Origin of the sequence: Pseudoxanthomonas sp. Soil82, from assembly GCF_040446535.1 — a bacterium.
In the GTDB taxonomy this organism is placed as follows: domain Bacteria; phylum Pseudomonadota; class Gammaproteobacteria; order Xanthomonadales; family Xanthomonadaceae; genus Pseudoxanthomonas; species Pseudoxanthomonas kaohsiungensis.
Window position 1 is genome coordinate 239,555 of record NZ_JBEAAK010000005.1, and the last position, 22,365, is coordinate 261,919.

Below are 22,365 nucleotides of genomic sequence, written 5' to 3' on the forward strand. Positions count from 1 at the left end.
CACATCCCTGTGCCACTTGCGCCCCACCCCCAGGACACGACGTCCTCGGGCAGCTGGCAGTTCGTCGCTTCGATCAGAAGCAGAACGCGGTTTTCTGGAGAACGTGATGCTGCTTCCTGGCCGCCGTCGCCGCAGGTGGGCGCGGCGGAGCCCGGCTGTCGGCCTGGACGCTGGATCCGTGGCAACGCCGCCGATCCCGACGACACCGGGCACCGGGGCAAGGCCGGCTCTTGCCGGGATCAACGCCACGATCTGGAAGCCCCAGAAGACGTGGCAGGCCGGGGGTGTCGCAGCAGCGGCCATGGATGGCCGCGGTAGCGAGTGCGTACAGGGATGTACGCCCGAGCGGCTGCGACACCCCCGGCCTGCCGCGGCTCCCGCCGAAGCCAGCCGCGCTGCCGTTACAGCGGTTGCCGTTGCGGTTCCAGTGGCCGTTGCGTCGCGCGGCCGCAAGCACACGCCGCCGCCCCACCCGGAATATCGCCCAAAAGAAAACGCGCGCCGCCCCGGGGGCGACGCGCGTCGATTTCCAGCGCGGCGGACTCAGCCCTTGAGCGCCGCCAGCACCCGCGCGGTGATCTCGTCCATGCTGCCGACGCCGTCGATCCGGGTCAGCGTGCCGCGGTTCTCGTAGAAGCCGATCACCGGGGCAGTGGAGTCGTTGTAGACCTGCAGGCGCTTGCGCACCGATTCGGGATTGTCGTCGGCGCGGCCCTCGGCCTGGGCGCGGCCGGCGATGCGCTCGACCAGCAGGTCGGTGCCCACGTCCAGCTGCACCACCGCGTCCAGCGGCTGGCCGATCTTGGCCAGCAGGCCGTCCAGCGCGCCGGCCTGGGCCAGGTTGCGCGGATAGCCGTCGAGGATGAAGCCGTTGTCGACGTCGTCGCGCCCCAGGCGCGATTCGAGCATGCCCAGCAGGATCTCGTCGGAGACCAGGTCACCCCGGGCCATCACTTCCTTGGCCTGCAGGCCCAGCGGCGTCCCGGCGGCCACCTCGGCGCGCAGCAGGTCGCCGGTGGAGATGTGGGGGACGCCGAGGGTTTCCTTCAGGCGCGCGGCCTGCGTTCCCTTGCCCGAGCCGGGCGGGCCCAGAAGTACCAGTCGCATCGATCGCTCCGATGAAGAAATGTCCCGTGGCGGCCGGGGGCGCTAGACTTCCGTCGCTGCGCACCACTGCATTGCACCGCACCATTCGGGTGCAGCTTACCGCATCCAGTGGCGCTGTCCCAGAATTGTCCCCTCCGGAGGAACCGCGTCCATGGCCCGAGCCACCCCGCAAGGCACCCTGCTCTATGCCCAGTCCGGCGGCGTCACCGCCGTCATCAATGCCACCGCCAGCGGCGTCATCAGCGAGGCGCGGGCGAAGGGAATCAAGGTGCTGGCCGCCCGCAACGGCATCCTCGGCGCGCTGCGCGAGGAACTGGTGGACACCTCGAAGGAGTCGGCCGCGGCCATCGCCGCGCTGGCCCACACCCCGGGCGGCGCATTCGGCTCGTGCCGCTACAAGCTCAAGTCCGTCGATGCGGACCGGGCCAAGTACCAGCGACTGCTGGAGGTGCTCAAGGCCCACGACGTGCGCTGGTTCCTCTACAACGGCGGCAACGACTCGGCCGACACCGCCTGGAAGGTCTCCCAGCTGGCGGCCGAGTTCGGCTATCCGCTGACCTGTATTGGTGTTCCCAAGACCATCGACAACGACCTGGCGGTGACCGACACCTGCCCGGGCTTCGGCTCGGCCGCCAAGTACACCGCCGTGTCGGTGCGCGAGGCGGCGCTGGACGTGGCCGCCATGGCCGAGACCTCGACCAAGGTGTTCGTCTACGAGGCCATGGGCCGCCACGCCGGCTGGCTTGCCGCCGCGGCCGGCCTGGCCGGGCAATCGCCCGATGACGCCCCGCAGATCATCCTGTTCCCCGAGCGCGCCTACGACGAGGCCGCGTTCCTGGCCCAGGTCGACAAGGTGGTGAAGAAGGTCGGCTGGTGCGTGGTGGTGGCCAGCGAGGGCATCCGCGATGCCGATGGCAAGTTCGTCGCCGATGCCGGCGGCGGCAAGGACGCGTTCGGCCATGCCCAGCTCGGTGGCGTGTCTTCGTACCTGGCCGGCAAGGTCAAGGACCGGCTCGGCTACAAGGTGCACTGGACCCTGCCCGACTACCTGCAGCGTTCCGCGCGCCATGTCGCCTCCAAGACCGACTGGGAGCAGGCGCAGGCGGTCGGCAAGGCGGCGGTCCAGTACGCGCTCAAGGGCATGAATTCGGTGATGCCGGTGATAGTGCGCACGTCCAGCGCGCCCTACCGCTGGAAGATCGAGCCGGCCCCGCTGCACAAGGTCGCCAACCACGAGAAGACCATGCCGGCCAACTTCATCCGCAAGGACGGTTTCGGCATCACCGCCAGGGCGCGCGAGTACCTGGAACCGCTGATCCGCGGCGAGGCACCGCTGCCCTGGGGCCGCGATGGCCTGCCGAAGTACGTGGCGCTGAAGAACGTGGCGGTCAAGAAGAAGCTGCAGGCCTGGGAAGGCTGATGCGATGACTGCGCGCGCGCCGCTGGCGGCCGCGCTGCGGCCTTACGTCGGCAGCCTGTGGGTCGGGCACTCCGTGCGCGCGCGACGCGAGCACGTCATTCCCTCCGGCGAGATGCACCTGGCGGTCCGCATCGACGGGCCGCCGCTGCAGTTGTATGCCGGTCGCGGCGACCGCGCCGGCCAGGCGATCGACACCGCGGTGGTCTGCGGCGCGCGCAGCCGCTATTACGCCAAGCGCACCGAGCCGGGCTGCACGGTCGGCGCGCAGCTGCTGCCCGGCGCGTCCTGGGCGCTGCTGGGCGTCTCGGCCGCCACCCTGGCCGAACGGCACGCACCCCTGCGCGACTTCTGGGGCGAGGCGGTCGACGAACTGCACGCCAGGTTGGCGCGCGCCGACACGCCCGATGCACGCCTGGCGGTGCTCGAGCGCTCCCTGCTGGCGCAGCTGCGACCGGTCGCGCCGCTGGCCGCCGAAGTGGACCATGCCATCGCCGCGCTCGATCGTGGCGCCGACCTGCGCGACGTGCTGGCGCAGGCAAGCTGCAGCCATCGCCATCTCATCGCCCGGTTCCTCGACGCGACCGGGCTGGCGCCCAAGCGCTACGCGCGCCTTCGCCGGTTCCAGCGCGTGCTGGCGCAGGTGGACGGGTGCCCGGACTGGAGCGGGCTGGCCGCCGAGCACGGTTATTTCGACCAGGCGCACCTGGCGCGTGACTTCCGCCAGTTCGCCGGCCTGCCGGCCCGTTGCTACCGGGACGGCCGCCTGCATCCACGCCACGTCCGGGTGGATTGAGCGGTCAGTTTTTTCCAATATCCGGTGGCCGGCGACGGGCCATCCTGCCGGCCGGTCCCCTTCCGCCAGCGAGGCAGCCATGGCTACCCACGAACTGTTCGCCTACCTCTGCGTCGCCGACGCCGCGCGCGCGATCGACTTCTACCGGCACGCCTTCGGCGCCACCGAGAAGTTCCGCCTGGTCGAACCGGGCGGACGCATCGGCCACGCGGAAGTGGATTTCGACGGCACCATCCTGATGCTGTGCGAGGAATTCCCGGAGCTGGGCATCCGCAAGCCCGACCCGGCGCACGGCCACAGCACCACCCTGCACCTGCACGTGGACGATGCCGACGCCACGATCCAGCGCGCCGTCGCCGCCGGCGCCACGCTCGAGCGCGCCGCCAGCGACGCCTTCTACGGCGAGCGCTCCGGGGTGGTCATCGATCCGTTCGGCCACCGCTGGAACATCGGCCACAGCATCGAGGAGGTGACGCCGGAGGAGATGCAGCGGCGGTATGTGGCGCTGTTCCCGGAAGGCTGACGCGGCTCAGCCGCAGCGGCCCGCGAGTTCCAGCTGCGCCGAATATTCCGGAAGCTCGCGCATCTGCCCGGCGGCTGCCTGCTTCTGCGCATCCTGCAGGTAGATCCGCACCCGGCCCTGTCCGTCCAGCTCCAGGGTCTGGTCCACGGGCTTGCGCCATACCCGCACCAGCGCCTGCCGATCCGGGCAGGCCGCATCCGGAACGCGGACCAGGTCATCGAGCACCCATCCGGCACCGGCGTCCGGCCGGGCCTGGGCCGGGTCCACGTAGCGCGCCCGCTGCCGGCATCCGGGTGCGGTGTCCACCGGCTGCAGCCGGTACGGCTGCGCCGGATCGCCCGTGTACATGCCTTCCAGTCGGGTGCACGCCTCGGGGATGGTGCGGACCGTGTGCAGCGCCCCGGTCGCCTGCGGCGTCCCGGTGCGCTCGCGCTGCGGCGCCTGGGCCTGCAGCGGCGCGGCGACGGCCGCGACCGCCACGAGCACGGCGAGCAGGAAGGCCTGGCGGAAGATCTCGGCCGGGCCCGGACGCGGTTCCATCGACGCCGGGTGCGGCCGGGACTGCTTCTCGGGTGGCGAGTGGGGCGCGTGGACGGGCATCGGCGCTCGATCGGCGGGGAGGGGCATCGATCCTGTCACCGTCCGCATGAACGCCATGTGGCCTTCCGGCCGGCCATGCGGTCATACTCGGGCTGCTCCAGGGATGTTGAACACGGTGTGACGCGCCTCTCGGGTCCGCTCCAGTGCTTCACGACTTGCCCGGCGTGCCCTCCTGTTCACCCGTCCACTGGGTGGCATCCATCAACCTTGGGAGGGGTTCATGCTGGAACAATACGGTTTGGCGTTGGCACTGCTCTGCGCCGTCCTCGCAATCCTCTACGGCATCGTGTCCGCGCGCTGGATCCTGGCGCAACCGGCGGGCAACGAACGCATGCAGCAGATCGCCGCTGCCATCCAGGAAGGCGCCCGCGCCTACCTCAACCGTCAATACCTGACCATCGCCATCGCCGGCGCGGCGCTGTTCGTGCTGGTCGGGTTCTTCCTCAGCTGGTACACCGCCATCGGCTTCGCCATCGGCGCGGTGCTGTCCGGCGCGGCCGGCTACATCGGCATGAACGTGTCGGTCCGCGCCAACGTGCGCACCGCCGAGGCCGCGCGCCGTGGCCTGGGCCCGGCGATGGACGTGGCCTTCCGCGGCGGCGCGATCACCGGGATGCTCGTGGTCGGCTTGGGCCTGCTCGGCGTGGCCGGCTACTACTGGCTGCTGCAGCGGCTGGGCCTGAGCCAGGCCGACAACCTGCACGCGCTGGTCGGCCTGGCCTTCGGCTCCTCGCTGATCTCGATCTTCGCCCGCCTCGGCGGCGGCATCTTCACCAAGGGTGCCGACGTGGGCGCCGACCTGGTCGGCAAGGTCGAGGCCGGCATCCCCGAGGACGACCCGCGCAACCCGGCGGTGATCGCCGACAACGTCGGCGACAACGTCGGCGACTGCGCCGGCATGGCCGCCGACCTGTTCGAGACCTACGCGGTCACCGTGATCGCGACCATGCTGCTGGGCGGGCTGATGATCGACGAGGTCGGCCGCAATGCCGTGCTCTACCCGCTGGTGCTGGGCGGCGTGTCGATCGTGGCCTCGATCATCGGTGCGTTCTTCGTCAGGGTGAAGCCCGGCGGCTCGATCATGGGCGCGCTGTACAAGGGCGTGATCGTGTCCGGCGTGCTGGCGGCGATCGCGTTCTGGCCGATCACCATGTCACTGATGGGCGACAACAGCCACGGCGCGCTGAACCTCTATATCTGCGCGCTGATCGGCCTGGTCCTGACCGGCCTGATCGTGTGGATCACCGAGTACTACACCGGCACCCAGTACGGACCGGTCAAGCACGTGGCCCAGGCCTCGACCACCGGCCATGGCACCAACATCATCGCCGGCCTGGGCGTGTCGATGAAGTCGACCGCACTGCCGGTGGTGGCGGTCTGTGCCGCGATCTGGTTCGCCCACCTGCACGGCGGCCTGTACGGCATCGCCATCGCCGCCACTGCCATGCTGTCGATGGCCGGCATGATCGTGGCGCTGGACGCCTACGGCCCGATCACCGACAACGCCGGCGGCATCGCCGAGATGTCCGAACTTCCGCCGGAGGTGCGCAACGTCACCGACCCGCTCGACGCGGTCGGCAACACCACCAAGGCGGTGACCAAGGGCTATGCGATCGGTTCGGCCGCGCTTGCGGCACTCGTCCTGTTCGCCGACTACACCCACAACCTGCAGGCCAATAACCCGGGTGAAGTGTTCGCGTTCGACCTGTCCGACCACACCGTGATCATCGGCCTGCTGATCGGCGGCCTGATCCCGTACCTGTTCGGCGCGATGGCGATGGAGGCGGTCGGCCGCGCCGCCGGCGCGGTGGTGGAGGAAGTGCGCCGCCAGTTCCGCGAGATCCCGGGAATCATGCAGGGCACCGGCAAGCCGCAGTACGACAAGGCAGTGGACATGCTCACCCGCTCGGCGATCAAGGAGATGATCGTGCCGTCGCTGCTGCCGGTGGCCGTACCGATCGTCGTGGGCCTGTTGCTGGGACCGAAGGCGCTCGGCGGCCTGCTGATCGGCACCATCGTGACTGGCCTGTTCGTGGCGATCTCGATGACCACCGGCGGCGGCGCCTGGGACAACGCCAAGAAGTACATCGAGGATGGCCACTTCGGCGGCAAGGGCAGCGAGGCGCACAAGGCCGCGGTCACCGGCGACACCGTCGGCGACCCTTACAAGGACACCGCCGGCCCGGCCATCAACCCGCTGATCAAGATCATCAACATCGTGGCGCTGCTGCTGGTGCCACTGCTGTAACGGAGCGCCACGGTTCCGGATGACCCGCACGGCGGCCTACGGGCCGCCGTGCTGCTTCGGGTCACACTGCACACGCGGCCCTGGCGGCGCGGCGCCGTCGCAACAGGCGCACGATCGCCCATCCCGCCAGGGCCAGCGCCGCCACGAGGGCGGCCGCGAGCACCGCGAGATTGCGCACGGGATCGGTGAGCACGAAGTTCGCATGGCGTGCGTAGAAGCCGTTGAATCCGGCCAGCGCATCGGGCAGCGCGAGCACGTCCGCCTTCGCCAGGCCCAGGCCACGCTCGCGCGGATGGTGGGTCGCGCCGTGGGGATAGAGTTCGCCATCGACATCGAGTTCGACGTGGCCACCCAGCACGTGCGGGATCGAACGGTCGCGCACGAACGCGGCGATGCGCCGGGCGCTCGCCTCGAAGGCGTCGGCGTCATCGACGGTGATGCGGCCCGGCAACAGGAAGTCGCCCGTGAACAGGACCCCGGTCTGCCCATCGTGAAAGACCACGTGCGCGGGATGGTGCCCCGGTGCGGGCAGCACCTGCACGACGCGCGCGCCCAGGTCCAGGCGCGCGCTGCCCTCCGGCCAGCGGTCGAACCCGTAGAAGCGGCGCATGCCGTCCACGTCCGCCGGCACGATCCGCACGCCTGGCAGCGCGGCGAACTGCGCATCGCCCTCGCGATGGTCGCGATGCCCATGGGTGTGCGCCACGAGCAGCGGCAGCTTCGCGCCTTCGCGTTCGGGGAGTAGCGCGATCACCCGCCTGGCGAGCGGCATGAGCGCGGGATCGGCGACCGCGCCGCTGTCGATCAGCAGCGCGCGCTCGTTGCCGATCAGCAGGTAGAGGAAATTCGCCTCGAAATCGACGCAGAGCCCCTGACGGAGAACGAAGGTCGTGGCGTCCAGGCGCCGTACCTGCAGCGGCGGCTGCGAGGCGGCCTCGCAGTCATCGGCCCCCTCGTTCCACGCCATGGCCTGCCACGCCGCCGGCTGCGTCGGCGCGGCCGTTGCCAGTGCCGCCCACAGCAGCCCGGCAAGACCTGCAGCGAACCGTCCGTTCATGGCCCCCTCCGGCTTCAACCACCCGCAGGGTATGGGGTCCAGGCGGAAATCCCCACGGCCGGAAGTCACTTTCGCCCCGGTCCGGCCGGAACCATGTCCCTGCCGCTTCCGCTTTGTGCGCCGCAGCAGCCGAAGGCGTAAAATGGCCGCCTTTCCCCCCATCCAGCATCGCAACGGAGCAGCACATGGGCCTCGACCAGGTCAGCGCCGGGCGCAATCCGCCCGAGGAAATCAACGTCATCATCGAGATCCCCAAGGACTCCGAGCCGGTGAAGTACGAAGTGGACAAGGAAAGCGGCGCGATCTTCGTCGACCGCATCCTCTCCACCCCGATGCGTTATCCGTGCAACTACGGCTACGTGCCCGACACCCTGTGCGGCGACGGCGACCCGGCCGACGTGCTGGTGGTCCTGCCCCTGCCGCTGATTCCCGGCTCGGTGGTGCGCTGCCGCCCGGTTGGCGTGCTGAAGATGACCGACGAGGCCGGCAGCGACGAGAAGATCCTGGCCGTGCCGGTGTCCAAGGTGTTCTCCGGTTACGCGCACGTGGAAGACATCGGCCAGGTCTCGCCGCACTGGCTGGAGCGCATCGGCCACTTCTTCGAGCACTACAAGGACCTGGAAAAGGGCAAGTGGGTCAAGCTCGACGGCTGGGGCGACGCCGCCGAGGCCAAGCAGATCCTGGTCGACGCGATGAAGCGCGCGGCCGACAAGGCCTGACCGCCGCGCCCCGGCGCCGGCTGCGGTCGGCGCCGGGGGCCTTGCCGGTCCACCGGACCCCGGCAAGGCCGGCACCGGCCGCCGGCGATCGGCCTGCCGCGGCAGCAAACGGGAACTGACGCACAGTTCCGCATCTTCGCGGCGCCACCCGGCGCCACCCGCTCAACTTTCCCTGCCCTCCGACCGATACCGGTTACGGACATCCGGCCCAGGCCGGCCCTCCGCCTGTTCCCGCGTCGCCCCATGGGAGGTTTTTCGTGCGCATTCTGTTTGTCGGCGATGAAGCCGTGTTTCCGGCCACCCTGGTCGAGCTGGTGGCCGAGCTGGGCCAGGACTGGGAAGTGGAGCGTTGCGACGACGCCGGCGGTGCGATGGCGCGCGTCGCCGCCCAGCCACTGGACGTGATCCTGGTCGCACCCACCCTTCCCGACATGCCGCCGGCCACCCTGCTGGGCCAGGTGCGCACCCTGCGCGCGGAAGCCTCGCGCGTGGCGGTGATCGACGGCGACCAGAACCCGCCGGCGCGTATCATCGGCCTGGCCCACCGCTTCCTGCCTGCGCCGCTGGCGCCGGAAGTGCTGCTGGAGGCGATCGGCAGCCTCGAGGAACTGCGCGAACTGCTCGACAACCCGGTCCTGCGCGAGCGCATCGGCCGGGTCGAGCAGCTGCCCTCGCCGCCGCAGCTCTACCTGCGCCTGATGAACGCGCTGGAGACCGACGAGGACACCAGCGCCTCGGACATCGCCCGCCTGGTGGCCGGCGACCCGGCGATCGCGGCGAAGGTGCTGCAGCTGTGCAATTCGGCCTATTTCTCCAACGGCCGCACCATCGCCGACCTGCGCGCGGCGGTGACCCGCCTGGGCATCTCCACGCTGCGCGACCTGGTCCTGGCCAGCGAGGTGTTCTCGCTGCCCGGGGCATCCGGCGTGGACCGCGCGGCGCTGCAGCAGCGCGCCCTGCTGGCCTCGCGCCTGGCCAAGCGCATGCTCCCCGAATCCAGCGCCGAACTCGGCGCCACCGCCGCGCTGCTGGCCGACATCGGCCTGCTGCTTCCGGGCGTGCGCGACGAGCGCGAGGCGGCGATCGATGGCGATGCGCGCCCGGGCCATGCCGAGGCCGGCGCCTACCTGCTGGGCCTGTGGGGCCTGCCGATGCCGATCATCGAAGCGGTCGCGTTCCACCGCTCGCCGTCGCGCTCGAGCACGCGCAGCTTCTGGGTCACCGGTGCGGTCCACACCGCCATGGCCCTGGCCGCCGGCGAGGAACCCGACGAGGCCTACCTGACCCGCACCGGCGTCGTGTCGCGCCTGGGCGACTGGCGCGGCTACGCCGAAGCACTCAACGCCACCCCGCTGGCGGCGTGAATGAACCGGCGCCGCCGCGTCAGCGGCGGAGCAACGCCTCCGCGCGCGCAGCGGCGGGCTCCCACAGCGGGCGATGCGCCTCGATCGCCGCTTCGTGGCGACGCCATTTCTGCGGATCGGGCGCGGTGAGCGTGTAGCGCGAGAGCGGCAGGCTGGACCCCAGCCGCCGGTCCCAGTCCAGCCCCGCCCAGCCGCACAGGCGCTCCATCTCGCCCTGCGGATCGGCCAGGAAACGGGCGTGCACGATCGAGGTCCAGGTATCGGCGGGCAACGCCTGGAGATCGTCCAGCAGCGTGGTCGCGGCGCTGGCCCATTGCCGGGCGACGACCTCCTCCAGCGGCCGGCCGCTGCCTTCCCGCCAGCCCGGCGTCAGCAGGAACGACCAGGCCGGCCCCTCCCAGCCCGGCAACTGCGGGTACATGCGGAAGTCGCCCGATCGCCAGCCATCGATCATGCTGCCCAGCACCTGCCGGGGATCGCGATACAGGAACACGAAGCGCGCTTCGGGGAACACCGCACGCAGGAACGGAATCCGCAGCGCGTTCTTGGGCGTCTTCTCCAGCATGCGCACCGGTGCGGCACCGGCTGGACGACCGCCGCGGTCCCGGAGCTGGCGATGGAAGCGCTCGCGCAGGATCGCCGCCGTCTCCGCATCGGCATCGGTGGCCAGCAACCGGTTCGAATCCCAGCCGTGGGCCGCCGGGGAAAGGCCGCGGAGGCCTTCGATCAGCGCATGGCTTTCGTCCCCCGGCGAGAACAGTCCAGGCGCGCCGGCCAGGGTCTCGAACAGCAGGGTCGACCCCGACCGCGGCGGACTGATGATGAACAGCGGGCGATCGAACACGGGATCGCGCGACCCGGCACCGGGCACGCGCAGCGCCGGCCTTTCCGGCACCGCGGCCGCGCCCGCGTGCATGCCGCCATGCGGATCGCCGTGAGAGTCGCCGTGCCGGTCCATGCGCGATTCGTCGCCGGCGGACGCCGGCGAGGCCACCGCCATGTCGAGCACGTGCGAGCGCAGCGCATGCAGGAACCCGAGCTCGTTCTTCAGCCCGATCTCGCCCGCACCGAGGGATTGCAACTCGCCACCGATGCCTTCGAGCAGCGCGCGGTAGCGCGGCACACCCGCGTCGCCGTCGCCGGTCGCGGCCCACAAGGCCTGCCAGCGCCGGGCGAAACGCAACAGCGCCTGCTGGATCGCGGGCATGCGCGGATCGGCCACCGCCTCGCCGAGCAGGAAGACGATGTGCTCGCGCAGTTCCCAGGGCGACATGACCTTGGGCGCGTTGAAGTTCTCGAACTCCAGCGCCGGCGCGGGCCGCCCTGGTTGGGGCGCGACGAGCGCAGGCCGCCACTCCGGACCGCGTTGGCCCGGCGGCCGCGCCTGCGCCAGCAGGTCCCAGAAGCGCTCGCCGCCGACGGTGTCGACCACCAGGTGGATGCGGGTCTCGTTGCCCGCGTTGAGCACCCGGTGCCGGCGCCAGGTATCGAAGATCCAGCACTCGCCCGCGGCCATGTTGACCTCGCCTTCGCCGCACTGGAAACGCACCGACGGCGTGGTCACGATCGGCACGTGCACGCGCATGCGCTCGCGCCAGTAGTAGTTGATGTCCACGTGCGCGCGCACTTCGGCCTGGCCGGACAGGCGCATCAGCCGCGAGCGGCCGAGGGTGACGCCGAGGGCTTCGAGCACCTGCATCAGGTACGGGCATTGCGCCAGCGCCGGCGTCGGCCGCATCGGCCCGCTGAGCTCGTCGCTGTCCGGATCGCCGTGGGTGGTGACCAGGGTCAGCGCGCTGTTGCCGTCGTCGTTCTGGGTGCGGCCGCGCCACCAGCGCGCATCGATCGCCGCGATCTCCGCGGCCAGCGCGGCATGGTCGAACAGGAGCGGCAGCTGGAGGAAGGGAACCTGCAGTTTCATGGCGTTGCTGGATGCGTCGGAGGCACGCAGTCTGGCAGACCCGGCCGCGGCTGGCACAGTGCCGGCCGCCATGGGTCGGCGTTCAACCCCCGCGGCCGCGCCTTACCACGCTCAAACCGATCAGGCGCGATACCACCAGCGCGATGTACATCACGCCGGCGAACTGGGCCAGCATCGCCAGCGCGCGCGCCTGCGGCAGCACCGGCACGACGTCGCTCAGGCCCACGCCGGAGAGCAGGCTGAAGCTCAGGTAGAGCAGCTCCATCCAGGTGCGCTGTGGCAGTTCGGAGGTCGCATCGAAGCTGCCCGGATTGACGATCTGGCAGACCGAGAAGGCGAACGCGAACGCCCAGGCCAGCAGCGTGAAGGTGGCGCCACACGCATACAGTTCGTCGCGCGTGACCTCGTGGTCCTCGAGCATGTACGCGGTCAGGCTGCCGGCCGCGTAGAAGTACAGCAGGCTTTCCAGCGCCTGCGACATCGCGGTCAGGGCCGGCTTGCCGAGCAGCGCCGCGGCGATCGACAGCAGCACAGCCGGCAGCGCCAGGCACCAGGCGACCCAGCCCAGGGCCGGGCTGCGCTTGACCACCCAGACCGCCAGCAGCAGCACGACGATGCCGAACGCGCCGAACAGCGCGCGCCCGGCGGCGGCCTGTTCCATCACCGGGTACAGCATCACCCCCAGCAGCTGCACGGCCAGCAGCAATGCCGACGGATGGCGGCGGATCCGGACCACCCAGCGCAGCGGCGCGAACGCGGCCATCGTTCAGCCGAAATGCTTGAACAGCGCGTAGTAGACGACGTAGATCCAGCCCAGGATGCCGTGGATGATCACCCACAGCAGCGACTTGTTGGCGGTCCACGAAAGGGTGATCGCCAGGGCGGTGCCGAAGCCGATCCCCGCCCTGACCACACTGGTGCCTGCGCTCATTGCCATTCCTTGCCGGTTCCGGGACAGCGGCGACGATAGCGCATCGCCGCCGCTACCGGCAGGTCACCCCGGGCGGTAGACCTGCGCCCCCTGCTCCAGGAACTGCGCCGACTTCTCGGCCATTCCGGCCTCGAGCGCGGCCTGCTCGTCGACCCCGTGCTCGGCGGCGTAGTCGCGCACGTCCTGGGTGATCTTCATCGAGCAGAAATGCGGGCCGCACATCGAGCAGAAATGCGCCAGCTTGTGCGCATCCTTGGGCAGGGTCTCGTCGTGGAACTCCCTGGCCTTCTCCGGATCCAGGCCCAGGTGGAACTGGTCCTCCCAGCGGAACTCGAACCGCGCCTTGCTCAGCGCGTTGTCGCGCACCTGCGCGCCCGGGTGGCCCTTGGCCAGGTCGGCCGCGTGGGCGGCGATGCGGTAGGCCATGATCCCGTCGCGCACGTCCTGGCGGTTGGGCAGGCCCAGGTGCTCCTTGGGCGTCACGTAGCAAAGCATCGCGGTGCCGAACCAGCCGATCATCGCCGCGCCAATGGCCGAGGTGATGTGGTCGTAGCCGGGCGCGATGTCGGTGGTCAGCGGGCCGAGCGTGTAGAACGGCGCCTCGCCGCACTCGCGCAGCTGCTTGTCCATGTTCTCCTTTATCAGCTGCATCGGCACGTGGCCGGGGCCTTCGATCATGGTCTGCACGTCGTGCTTCCAGGCGATCCTGGTCAGCTCGCCCAGCGTCTCCAGCTCGCCGAACTGGGCCGCGTCGTTGGCGTCGGCAATGCAGCCCGGGCGCAGGCCGTCGCCCAGCGAGAAGGCCACGTCGTAGGCCTTCATGATTTCGCAGATGTCCTCGAAGTGCGTGTAGAGGAAGTTCTCCTTGTGGTGCGCCAGGCACCACTTGGCCAGGATCGAACCGCCACGCGACACGATTCCGGTGACGCGCCTGGCGGTGAGCGGCACATAGCGCAGCAGCACGCCGGCATGGATGGTGAAGTAGTCCACGCCCTGCTCGGCCTGCTCGATCAGCGTGTCGCGGAAGATCTCCCAGGTCAGTTCCTCGGCGCGGCCGTCGACCTTCTCCAACGCCTGGTAGATCGGCACGGTACCGATCGGCACCGGCGAGTTGCGGATGATCCACTCGCGGGTCTCGTGGATGTGCTTGCCGGTGGACAGGTCCATCACCGTGTCGCCGCCCCAGCGGATCGCCCAGACCAGCTTTTCCACTTCCTCGGCGATGCCCGAGGACACCGCGGAATTGCCGATGTTGGCGTTGATCTTGGTGAGGAAGTTGCGGCCGATGATCATCGGCTCGCTTTCGGGATGGTTGATGTTGTTGGGCAGGATCGCGCGGCCGCGCGCGATCTCGTCGCGCACGAACTCCGGGGTGATGATCTTCTGGATGCTAGCGCCGAAGCTCTCGCCCGGGTGCTGGACCAGCAGTCCGGCGTCGCGGACCGCGTCCAGGCGCTGGTTCTCGCGGATCGCCACGTACTCCATCTCGGGCGTGACGATGCCACGGCGCGCGTAGTGCATCTGGGTGACGTTGGCGCCGGCGACGGCCTTGCGCGGCAGCGGCCGGCCGGGGAAGCGCACCGCAGCCAGCTTCGGATCGTGCTCGCGGGCGCGGCCGAATTCCGAACTCAGCGCCGGCAGCGCCTCGGTATCGCCGCGCTCGGCGATCCACTGCGCGCGCAGCGCGGGCAGGCCGGCAGCCAGGTCGATCCGCGCGTCCGGGTCGGTGTACGGACCGGAGGTGTCATAGACGGTGACCGGCGGATTCTCCTCGCCGCCGAACACGGTCGGGGTTCGGGTCAGCGCGATCTCGCGCATGGGCACGCGCAGGTCCGGGCGCGAACCCTGGACGTGGATCTTGCGCGAGCCCGGAATCGGGCGGGTCACGGACTCGGAAAGCTGCTCGGTCTGCTGCAGCAGCGTGGCGGGGATGGCATTCATGCTGGGTGTCCGCTGTAGGTGCTCGGGGGCCACCGCACCGGAGTGCGGTCCACGGCAAGCGGGCACGCGTGCATGCATGCACGACGCGGCCCGTTGCCCGGAGCGGGCGGACACAGGACGGACGGGGGTGATCGCACCTGGCGAGCAGGCCGCAAGTCCTGCGAAAGCTTCCCTACGCCGGTATCAGCCGGATCAGGTTCCAAGGGACTGTCTCAACCATCGACCCGTGCCGGCGTCGGCGGTACCCCCGCTTCCGCCGGCATTAGACCATACCGGGGCGGCGGCCGACATGCCGCCGGCGGCCCCGGCCAGCCATCAATCCGGCAGCGCGTGCACGGACCGGGCGTGGCCGGACACGATGCCCAGGGTGGAGGTATCGCTGTCGAACAGCGAGAACAGCCCTTGCGCCTCCTGCGGCGGATCGCCGGTGAACGGGTCGCCCGGCGCCCACATCCAGTCGGCGTTGGTGGTGCGGCCACGGCCGCCCCAGGCCCAGAAGTTGGAACCGGCGATGGCGTCGCCGGCCTGCATCCGCTCGAGCAGGCGCGCGTAGATCGCGCGGTAGAAGCGGTCGCGCGCCTGCGTGCCCGAGGCCGGGTCGTAGGCCCCCTGGTCGCGGTTGAGGCCGAACTCGGACAGGACGATGGGTTTGCCCAGTTTCCCCGCCACTTCGACGTGCCGGTCGATGTAGTCGAGCGAGGTCGCCAACCCGGCTTCCAGCCTGGCCGCCGGGTCCTTGTGGTCGATCCAGCTCCAGTTGGACGGCCACAGGTGGAAGGTCAGGTAGTCGACGTTCGGCGTGTCGTGGGCGCGGACGAACAGCGCCATGTCGCCCGCCGAACCCTTCTCGCCCTCGCTGCCGGTGCTGACCAGCTGCCTGGGCGCGAGGCCACGGATGTACCCGGCGGTCTCGTCGATCCAGCGCACGTAGGCGTCGGCATTCGCCTTGCCGCCGGCATCGCTGCCTGGCCGCGGCTCGTTGGCCAGCTGCCAGGACATCACCGTGGGATCGTCCACGTAGGCCACGCCGGTGATGCTGTTGGTGCGGCCGACCACGGTGGCGATCGCGTCGCGATACCAGGCCTGGGCCTCCGGGATCGCGTAGAAGCGGGCCGAGTTCTGCATGAACCCGTTCCAGTCGCCGGTCAGGTCCGGGTCGTGCTCGGACACCGAGCCGCCGGTGGCCCAGGCCACGTACTGCGACATGCCGCCGGACCACTGCCAGAAGTTGTTGAGGTAGAGCACGGCCTTCATGTCGCGGCGGGCCATCTCCGCCAGCAGGTAGTCCAGTCCCTGCAGCATCGCCTCGTCGTACTGGCCGGGCGCGGACATGATCGCCGGCCGCACGCCGCGCTTGAAGCCGCTGGCCTCCGCCATGGCCAGCACGCGCAGGTTGTCGATGCCTGCGGCCTTGAGCTGGTCGAGTTCGGCGCGCAGGCGCTCGCGGTCGCCGACGCCGTCGGGCGCGCCCAGGTAGGCGCCGTACCAGAAGTTCGCGCCGGCGAAGCGGTAGGGCTTGCCGTCGAGCACGAAGCGCGTGCCCTCGACCGTGACGAATCCGGACTGACTGTCCGGCACCGCCGGGCGGTCCGCAGCGGCGGGCGCTGCTTCGGCCTTCGCAGCGGCGGCGTCTTCCGCCGCAGGCTTGCCCGAACACGCAGCCAGCAGGCCGGTCAGCGAAAAGACAACGCACAAAGCGATGCGGCCGAAACCGTTGGTCCACCCGGCAGACACGTGCATGGAAGCGCTCCCCGTCCAGTCAGCCCGCGATCGCACGCGGATGCGCCGCACCTTACACGTTGGCGGCGCCCCCGCGACACGCATGCGAACGGCGCATATCACCTATTCCGCGCACGCGTCGCCCATGGACGGGAAGGGAATCGAGTCGACGGCGCGTGGCGCGGCGATGCGTGGTCCGGAGAACATGCTCAGTAGCCGGCGGCTTGGCCGTCCTTGCGGCTCTCCGAAGCGCCGAAGTACACGCCGTTGTCCGCCCGCAGGATCGCCTGGTAACCGCCGTAGGGACCGTCGGCGAAGATGATGCGATGGCCCTTGCGCATCAGCTCGCGCACGGTCTCGTAGGGGAATCCGGTTTCGAGGTTGACCTCGCCGCCGTCGCTCATCGCCGTGCCCTGCCCGGTCGGTTCGGTCGAGCCCTCGTGCTGGATCCGCGGCGCGTCGCCGGCTTCCTGCAGGTTCATGCCGAAGTCGACCAGGTTCATCACGATCTGCACGTGGCCCTGCGGCTGCATCGCGCCGCCCATCACGCCGAAGCTCACCCAGGGCTTGCCGCCCTTCGTGATGAAAGCCGGGATGATGGTCTGGAACGGCCGCTTGCCCGGGGCGTAGCAGTTCGGATGGAGCGGTGCGCGGTCGCAGCCGGCCAGCACGAACATCTCGCCGCGGTCCTGCAGGATGAAGCCCAGTCCCGGCGGCGCCATGCCGCTGCCCATGCCGCGGTAGTTGGACTGGATCAGCGAGACCATCATCCCGTCCGCGTCGGCGGTGGTCAGGTAGATCGTGTCGCCCTCCTCCAGCTGCTTCGGGGTGCCCGGCTGGGCCTCGCGCAGGGCCCTGTCCATCGAGACCAGCTGGCGACGCTGGGCGGCGTACTCCTTCGACACCAGCTTCGCCACCGGCGCCGGCTGGAATGCCGGGTCCGCGTAGAACCGCGCGCGGTCGGCGAAGGCCAGCTTCTTCGCCTCTACGAACAGGTGCACGTGCTCGGGGGAGCCGAAGGCGATCTTCGAGAAGTCGTAGCCTTCGAGCACGTTGAGCATCTGCAGCGCGGCGATGCCCTGGCTGTTGGGCGGCAGCTCCCACACGTCGACGCCGCGGTAGTTGGTCGACACCGGCTCGACCCACTCGCCCTGGTGCGCGGCCAGGTCCTCGTAGCCGAGGAAACCGCCGTTGGCGCGGAAGTAGGCGTCGATGGTGCGGGCGATGTCGCCCTTGTAGAACGCGTCGCGCCCGCCGTCGGCGATCTTCTGCAGGGTGTCGGCCAGGTTGGGGTTCTTCCACAGTTCGCCCTTGCGCGGGGCGCGGCCATCGATGGTGAACTGCTCCTTGAAGCCGGGATACTGCGAAAGGCGCGGCACCGAGCGGTCCCAGTAGTAGGCGATCACTTCGTGCACCGGATGGCCTTCGCGCGCATAGCGGATCGCCGGCGCCAGGTTGTCGGCCATGGCGCGACGGCCGAACCGGCCGTGCAGCGCGAACCAGCCGTCCACCGTGCCGGGCACCGATACCGGCAGCGGGCCGGTCGGCGGGATATCCCTGAGGCCGCGGCGCTGGAATTCGGCCAGGGTCAGCGATTTCGGCGAGCGACCGGAGCCGTTGTAGCCGTAGAGCTTCTCCGTCTTCGGATCCCACACGATCGCGAACAGGTCGCCGCCGATGCCATTACCGGTCGGCTCCATCAGCCCCAGCGCGGCGTTGGCGGCGATCGCCGCGTCCACCGCCGAACCGCCCTGCTTCATCACGTCCAGCGCCACCTGGGTGGCCAACGGATGCGAGGTGGCGGCCATCGCGTGCGGTGCGATCACCTCCGAACGGGTGGCGAACAGCTCGCCGGTGATGCGGTCGGCGGCGGAGGCGCCGGCCGGCAGCAGCAGGGCGGCGCACAGCAGGGAACGACGGAGCAGGGACATGGGGTCGGACCGTGGACGATTTACCGGAAAGATAGCCGATCGCGGCGCACGGCCGCCGGGACCGGGTTCGCGTCCGGGTCAACCAGCCGGGATCGTCACCAGCGGCGAACCGGAGCCACCGCCGGTGTCGGCGATCGACATCATCACCTGGGTGAGCAGGAACATTCGTTTGGACGGCTCGTCATGCCCGTCGATCCAGAACCAGGAATCGCCGGAGCGCACCGCCACGTGCGCATCGGCTGGCGCCTGCGCGCCGCTGCGGATCCGCACCAGGGCCGACGCCGGCGGCGGCGAACCCGGCATCTGCACGCCCTGCGCCAGCTCCATCAGGATCTCGAACATCGAGCGGGTGGCGATCGCCAGCTCGCCGCGGTCGTGCGGGTAGGTCGAGAACACCACCCGCAGCTCGCCGGCGCCGCGTTCGATGCCCAGCCGCTCGGAGAGGAAGGTGATGTCCGCCAGTTCCTGCGGATCCAGCGCCGGGCGCACCCGCGCCAGTGCCTGGAAGGTCTCCTCCTTTTGGCGCACGCGGATCGCGAGCGCCTGGGTGCGCTGCAGCCGGCGCAGCGCGGCGACCACCGCGGCGAAGTCCGGGTCGGCCCGCTGCTCGAACAGCGGCGCGCTGCTGCCGTTGCCGACGCCGTTGATGGAGCGCACCGCCAGCGGGAACAGCAGGTCCGAGGCCCAGCCCGCCTCCATCGTGGCCAGCACCACCGCCGGCGTCAGCGGCGCCAGCATGCTGCGCGAGAAGCGCTCGCCGGTCAGCGGGGTGTAGGTCACCGTGGGCGATTCGCGCAGGACCACCGATCCGCCGATGGCGCCGGCGTCGTTGTCGACCGCCGGGGCGATCGCGGCCTGCAGCTCGCCGGTGCTCTCGCGGCTGTACTGGCTGATGACCGAACTGACCTCCAGGAACATCGGCGCGTCGCCGTGGCGCAACGCCACGATGTTGGCCAGCAGCTGCTCCTTGTCGCTCTGCCGCAACTGCCGCGTGTAGTCGGTGCGGTCGATCCCGACCCGCTGCACGCCGATGCTGGTGCAGCCGGCCAGGGTGGCGGCCAGCATGACGGCTGGCAGCAGGGCCAGCCACTTTCCCGCAGCGCGTCCCATCGCCCTCTCCCTCGCCGAGCCGTCGCCAGATTACGCCAACTGGCGCCGGCCGCGGCCTGGCCGAACGCCCTTCCGGACCGCACAGCGCGGGAGCGGCATCCGGGCGGCGGGGCCCTCCGCTCAATCGGCCTGCGGCAGGTCCAGCGGCATCGGCGGTGCCGGCACGAAGACACGGGCATCGCCGAACTCCGGCCACCCGGCGCGCAGTGCCGCCATCACCGACGGGTCGCGCGCATGCGCCTCCAGCAGCCACGCGGCGATGTCGTCGCAGGGCACGGTGGCGGCCATCCGGCACAACAGCGGGCCGGGCGGGATCGGCGCGGAGCGCCACAGCTCGTGCAGGCCCGCCGGCGAGGCAGCGTCGTAGACGTCGGCGGCCAGCGCGGCGACATCGGCGTGCCCGTCGAGCAGGACCTGCAGCGCCGCCGCATGCGAGCCGGCATGGGCCACCGAGTCGAAGTCCGCCTGCGGACGCAGTCCCATCGCCCGCAGACCGGCGACCGGAACGAATCCGCCGGACGCCGAGTCCGCCCCGACCAGGACCAGCCTCAGGCCCGCGGCCTGCGCCTGCAGCGCCCGGATCGAATCGATCCCGCCGCGGGCCACGATCACCGCGCGGTAGCGGTCGGCCTGCGCGACCGGCACGTCGGGCACCGGCAGTGCACGGATGTCGCCGGAACCGGGCCGCGCCTGCAGGTAACCGTGCAGGTTCGGTACCGCCACGTCGACCTGGCCCCGGCGCAAGGCATCGACCAGCGCGGTCGGCGACGGCAGCACGGCCACCCGCACCGGATGGCCCCCACGGTGGCCGAGATAGTCGGCCAGCGGCCGGATCGCGGCGGCACGGTCGCGCTGCGGGTAGGCGTAGGTGGCCACCACCCACGGTGCGGCCTCACGGGCCGGCGCCGGCAACGGCGCCAGCAACGCGAGCGCGGCGGCGGCGAAAAGCGACCTGGCGAGCCTCACGCGCCGTCGAGCAGCGCCTTGTCGCGCACCGCTCCCTTGTCGGCGCTGGTGGCCAGCAGGGCGTAGGCCTTCAGCGCGGTGCTGACCTTGCGCGGACGCGGCTCGGCCGGCTTCCAGCCCTTCGCGTCCTGCGCGGCGCGGCGCGCCGCCAGTTCCGCCTCCGGCACCAGCAGGTTGATCGTGCGCGCCGGGATGTCGATCCGGATCCGGTCGCCGTCGCGGACCAGGCCGATCGCCCCGCCGGCCGCCGCCTCGGGCGAGGCGTGGCCGATCGACAGCCCCGAGGTGCCGCCGGAGAAACGGCCGTCGGTCAGCAGCGCGCATTGCTTGCCCAGCCCCTTCGACTTCAAGTAGCTGGTCGGATACAGCATTTCCTGCATGCCCGGCCCGCCCTTGGGGCCTTCGTAGCGGATCACCACCACGTCGCCGGCCTGCACCTCGTCGCCGAGGATGCCCTTCACCGCCGCGTCCTGGCTTTCGTACACGCGCGCGTTGCCCTCGAACACGTGGATCGATTCGTCCACGCCGGCGGTCTTCACCACGCAGCCGTCGACGGCGATGTTGCCGTGGAGCACGGCCAGGCCGCCCTCATTGGAGAACGCATGGGCCATGTCGCGGATGCAGCCTTCGGCGCGATCTGTATCCAGCGACGGCCAGCGCGTGGCCTGGCTGAAGGCGACCTGGGTTGGGATCCCGGCCGGACCGGCCTTGTAGAACGTGTGCACGGCCTCGTCGGCGGTGGCGGTGACGTCCCAGGCGGCGATCGCCTCGCCCAGGGTCTTCGCGTGCACGGTCGGCACCGAGGTGTCGAGCAGTCCGCCGCGCGCCAGCTCGGCCAGGATCGCCATGATCCCGCCAGCGCGGTGCACGTCTTCGATGTGGTACTTCTGCGTGTTCGGCGCCACCTTGCACAGTTGCGGCACGCGCTTCGACAGCCGGTCGATGTCGCGCATGCCGAACGGCACCTCGCCCTCCTGCGCGGCGGCCAGCAGGTGCAGGATGGTGTTGGTCGAGCCGCCCATCGCGATGTCCAGCGTCATCGCGTTCTCGAACGCGGCGAACGTGGCGATGCCGCGCGGCAGCGCGCTGGCATCCTCCGCGCCGTACCAGCGATGGCACAGTTCCACCGCGGTCACGCCGGCGCGCTTGAAAAGCGCCTCGCGGTCGGCATGGGTGGCCAGCACGGTGCCGTTGCCCGGCAGCGACAGGCCCAGCGCCTCGGTCAGGCAGTTCATCGAATTGGCGGTGAACATGCCCGAACACGAACCGCAGGTCGGGCACGCGCTGCGCTCGACCGCGGCGACCTGCTCGTCGCTGGCGCTGGGATCGGCGGCCATCACCATCGCGTCGATCAGGTCGAGCTTGTGGTCGGCCAGGCGTGTCTTGCCCGCCTCCATCGGCCCGCCGGAGACGAACACCGTGGGGATGTTCAGCCGCAGCGCGGCCATCAGCATGCCGGGGGTGATCTTGTCGCAGTTGGAAATGCACACCAGCGCGTCGGCGCAGTGCGCGTTGACCATGTACTCGACCGAGTCGGCGATCAGCTCGCGGCTGGGCAGCGAATACAGCATGCCGTCGTGGCCCATGGCGATGCCGTCGTCCACCGCGATCGTGTCGAACTCCTTGGCCACGCCGCCGACCCGCTCGATCTCGCGCGCGACCAGCTGGCCGAGGTCCTTGAGGTGGACGTGGCCGGGCACGAACTGGGTGAACGAGTTGGCGATGGCGACGATCGGCTTGTGGAAGTCGTCGTCCTTCATGCCGGTGGCGCGCCACAGCGCGCGCGCGCCGGCCATGTTGCGGCCGTGGGTGGAAGTCCTGGAACGGTAGTCGGGCATGGTCGGGAGAACGCTGGCGGACGCTGGCGCGTGGGTGGAGGGCAAGCCGCGCTCCTGCGGGCGCGCGGTCGGGACGGCGTGGAATCCGGTACCGGAAGCGGCACGAATCGTGCTCGATTGTGCGGCGTGCGCGGGCCATGTCCACGGTTGCAACTGCAACAGTAGCGCGTCCCTACG

General features: G+C 70.4%; 18 protein-coding genes and 1 riboswitch. Of the genes, 6 read left to right on the forward strand and 12 right to left on the reverse strand.

Annotated features, from left to right (window positions below; translation table 11 throughout):
- Positions 1-543 precede the first annotated feature (543 nt).
- Positions 544-1,107 (reverse strand): adenylate kinase, encoded by a 564-nt coding sequence (locus ABKA19_RS14870; protein WP_353689559.1) that lies wholly within the window; start codon positions 1,105-1,107, stop codon positions 544-546.
- A gap of 151 nt (positions 1,108-1,258) precedes the next feature.
- On the opposite strand from ABKA19_RS14870, the gene ABKA19_RS14875 reads away from it, so the two are divergent.
- The 3 genes from ABKA19_RS14875 (at position 1,259) to ABKA19_RS14885 (ending at position 3,843) form a co-directional block, all read left to right on the forward strand.
- Positions 1,259-2,527: a 6-phosphofructokinase gene (locus tag ABKA19_RS14875; protein WP_353689560.1), complete on the forward strand. Its 1,269-nt coding sequence runs from the start codon at positions 1,259-1,261 to the stop codon at positions 2,525-2,527.
- Positions 2,528-2,531: 4 nt separating this feature from the next.
- Complete coding sequence (locus ABKA19_RS14880) at positions 2,532-3,320, forward strand: helix-turn-helix domain-containing protein (RefSeq protein WP_353689561.1); 789 nt, start codon at positions 2,532-2,534, stop codon at positions 3,318-3,320.
- A 79-nt stretch (positions 3,321-3,399) separates the two neighbouring features.
- Positions 3,400-3,843, forward strand: coding sequence for a VOC family protein (locus ABKA19_RS14885; RefSeq protein ID WP_353689562.1), 444 nt, complete (start codon positions 3,400-3,402; stop codon positions 3,841-3,843).
- Between the two features lie 6 nt (positions 3,844-3,849).
- Here the strand turns inward: ABKA19_RS14885 and ABKA19_RS14890 are convergent, their stop codons facing one another.
- Entirely contained in the window at positions 3,850-4,383 is a 534-nt protein-coding gene (locus ABKA19_RS14890) for a hypothetical protein (protein WP_353689563.1), read from the reverse strand.
- A 280-nt stretch (positions 4,384-4,663) separates the two neighbouring features.
- Between ABKA19_RS14890 and ABKA19_RS14895 the strand changes: the two genes are divergently transcribed.
- Positions 4,664-6,691, forward strand: a complete 2,028-nt coding sequence (locus tag ABKA19_RS14895; protein WP_353689564.1) for a sodium-translocating pyrophosphatase — start codon at positions 4,664-4,666, stop codon at positions 6,689-6,691.
- 61 nt (positions 6,692-6,752) lie between these two features.
- On the opposite strand, the gene ABKA19_RS14900 is transcribed toward ABKA19_RS14895, so the two are convergent.
- A complete protein-coding gene (locus tag ABKA19_RS14900) occupies positions 6,753-7,817 on the reverse strand; it encodes an MBL fold metallo-hydrolase (RefSeq protein ID WP_353689565.1) in 1,065 nt (354 codons plus the stop codon).
- Positions 7,818-7,933: 116 nt separating this feature from the next.
- Here ABKA19_RS14900 and ppa point away from each other — a divergent pair, with 116 nt between their 5' ends.
- Together ppa and ABKA19_RS14910 are read left to right on the forward strand one after the other, a co-directional pair.
- Entirely contained in the window at positions 7,934-8,467 is a 534-nt protein-coding gene (gene ppa, locus ABKA19_RS14905) for an inorganic diphosphatase (RefSeq protein ID WP_162377631.1), read from the forward strand.
- A gap of 257 nt (positions 8,468-8,724) precedes the next feature.
- Positions 8,725-9,831, forward strand: a complete 1,107-nt coding sequence (locus tag ABKA19_RS14910; RefSeq protein WP_353689566.1) for an HDOD domain-containing protein — start codon at positions 8,725-8,727, stop codon at positions 9,829-9,831.
- 19 nt (positions 9,832-9,850) lie between these two features.
- Here ABKA19_RS14910 and ABKA19_RS14915 read toward each other — a convergent pair whose 3' ends face one another.
- From ABKA19_RS14915 to ilvD, 9 genes are all read right to left on the reverse strand, one after another.
- A complete protein-coding gene (locus tag ABKA19_RS14915; protein WP_353689567.1) occupies positions 9,851-11,752 on the reverse strand; it encodes a sulfotransferase in 1,902 nt (633 codons plus the stop codon).
- 82 nt (positions 11,753-11,834) lie between these two features.
- Positions 11,835-12,515, reverse strand: coding sequence for an ion channel (locus ABKA19_RS14920; protein ID WP_353689568.1), 681 nt, complete (start codon positions 12,513-12,515; stop codon positions 11,835-11,837).
- 3 nt (positions 12,516-12,518) lie between these two features.
- Positions 12,519-12,683 (reverse strand): hypothetical protein, encoded by a 165-nt coding sequence (locus tag ABKA19_RS14925; RefSeq protein ID WP_162377618.1) that lies wholly within the window; start codon positions 12,681-12,683, stop codon positions 12,519-12,521.
- 63 nt (positions 12,684-12,746) lie between these two features.
- On the reverse strand, positions 12,747-14,624 hold the full coding sequence (gene thiC, locus ABKA19_RS14930) for a phosphomethylpyrimidine synthase ThiC (RefSeq protein ID WP_353689569.1): 1,878 nt from the start codon (positions 14,622-14,624) through the stop codon (positions 12,747-12,749).
- A gap of 151 nt (positions 14,625-14,775) precedes the next feature.
- Positions 14,776-14,883: riboswitch (TPP riboswitch) on the reverse strand.
- A gap of 56 nt (positions 14,884-14,939) precedes the next feature.
- Positions 14,940-16,364 (reverse strand): glycoside hydrolase 5 family protein, encoded by a 1,425-nt coding sequence (locus ABKA19_RS14935; RefSeq protein WP_353689570.1) that lies wholly within the window; start codon positions 16,362-16,364, stop codon positions 14,940-14,942.
- Positions 16,365-16,552: 188 nt separating this feature from the next.
- A complete protein-coding gene (gene ggt / locus ABKA19_RS14940) occupies positions 16,553-18,274 on the reverse strand; it encodes a gamma-glutamyltransferase (protein WP_353689571.1) in 1,722 nt (573 codons plus the stop codon).
- 78 nt (positions 18,275-18,352) lie between these two features.
- Entirely contained in the window at positions 18,353-19,384 is a 1,032-nt protein-coding gene (locus ABKA19_RS14945; protein ID WP_353689572.1) for a hypothetical protein, read from the reverse strand.
- A 120-nt stretch (positions 19,385-19,504) separates the two neighbouring features.
- Positions 19,505-20,350, reverse strand: coding sequence for a phosphate/phosphite/phosphonate ABC transporter substrate-binding protein (locus ABKA19_RS14950; RefSeq protein WP_353689573.1), 846 nt, complete (start codon positions 20,348-20,350; stop codon positions 19,505-19,507).
- Positions 20,347-22,188, reverse strand: a complete 1,842-nt coding sequence (ilvD, locus tag ABKA19_RS14955) for a dihydroxy-acid dehydratase (protein WP_353689683.1) — start codon at positions 22,186-22,188, stop codon at positions 20,347-20,349. The genes ABKA19_RS14950 and ilvD overlap by 4 nt, the downstream gene beginning before the upstream one ends.
- Between the last annotated feature and the right edge of the window lie 177 nt (positions 22,189-22,365).

Coding starts and splice junctions, on each gene's coding strand:
- ABKA19_RS14880 (WP_353689561.1), top strand. CDS start 2,532: ATGACTGCGCGCGCGCCGCTGGCGGCCGCGCTGCGGCCTTACGTCGGC.
- ABKA19_RS14895 (WP_353689564.1), top strand. CDS start 4,664: ATGCTGGAACAATACGGTTTGGCGTTGGCACTGCTCTGCGCCGTCCTC.
- ABKA19_RS14875 (WP_353689560.1), top strand. CDS start 1,259: ATGGCCCGAGCCACCCCGCAAGGCACCCTGCTCTATGCCCAGTCCGGC.
- ABKA19_RS14890 (WP_353689563.1), bottom strand. CDS start 4,383: ATGGAACCGCGTCCGGGCCCGGCCGAGATCTTCCGCCAGGCCTTCCTG.
- ABKA19_RS14935 (WP_353689570.1), bottom strand. CDS start 16,364: ATGCACGTGTCTGCCGGGTGGACCAACGGTTTCGGCCGCATCGCTTTG.
- ilvD (WP_353689683.1), bottom strand. CDS start 22,188: ATGCCCGACTACCGTTCCAGGACTTCCACCCACGGCCGCAACATGGCC.
- ABKA19_RS14885 (WP_353689562.1), top strand. CDS start 3,400: ATGGCTACCCACGAACTGTTCGCCTACCTCTGCGTCGCCGACGCCGCG.
- ABKA19_RS14925 (WP_162377618.1), bottom strand. CDS start 12,683: ATGAGCGCAGGCACCAGTGTGGTCAGGGCGGGGATCGGCTTCGGCACC.
- ABKA19_RS14945 (WP_353689572.1), bottom strand. CDS start 19,384: ATGGGACGCGCTGCGGGAAAGTGGCTGGCCCTGCTGCCAGCCGTCATG.
- thiC (WP_353689569.1), bottom strand. CDS start 14,624: ATGAATGCCATCCCCGCCACGCTGCTGCAGCAGACCGAGCAGCTTTCC.
- ABKA19_RS14920 (WP_353689568.1), bottom strand. CDS start 12,515: ATGGCCGCGTTCGCGCCGCTGCGCTGGGTGGTCCGGATCCGCCGCCAT.
- ABKA19_RS14915 (WP_353689567.1), bottom strand. CDS start 11,752: ATGAAACTGCAGGTTCCCTTCCTCCAGCTGCCGCTCCTGTTCGACCAT.
- ppa (WP_162377631.1), top strand. CDS start 7,934: ATGGGCCTCGACCAGGTCAGCGCCGGGCGCAATCCGCCCGAGGAAATC.
- ABKA19_RS14870 (WP_353689559.1), bottom strand. CDS start 1,107: ATGCGACTGGTACTTCTGGGCCCGCCCGGCTCGGGCAAGGGAACGCAG.
- ggt (WP_353689571.1), bottom strand. CDS start 18,274: ATGTCCCTGCTCCGTCGTTCCCTGCTGTGCGCCGCCCTGCTGCTGCCG.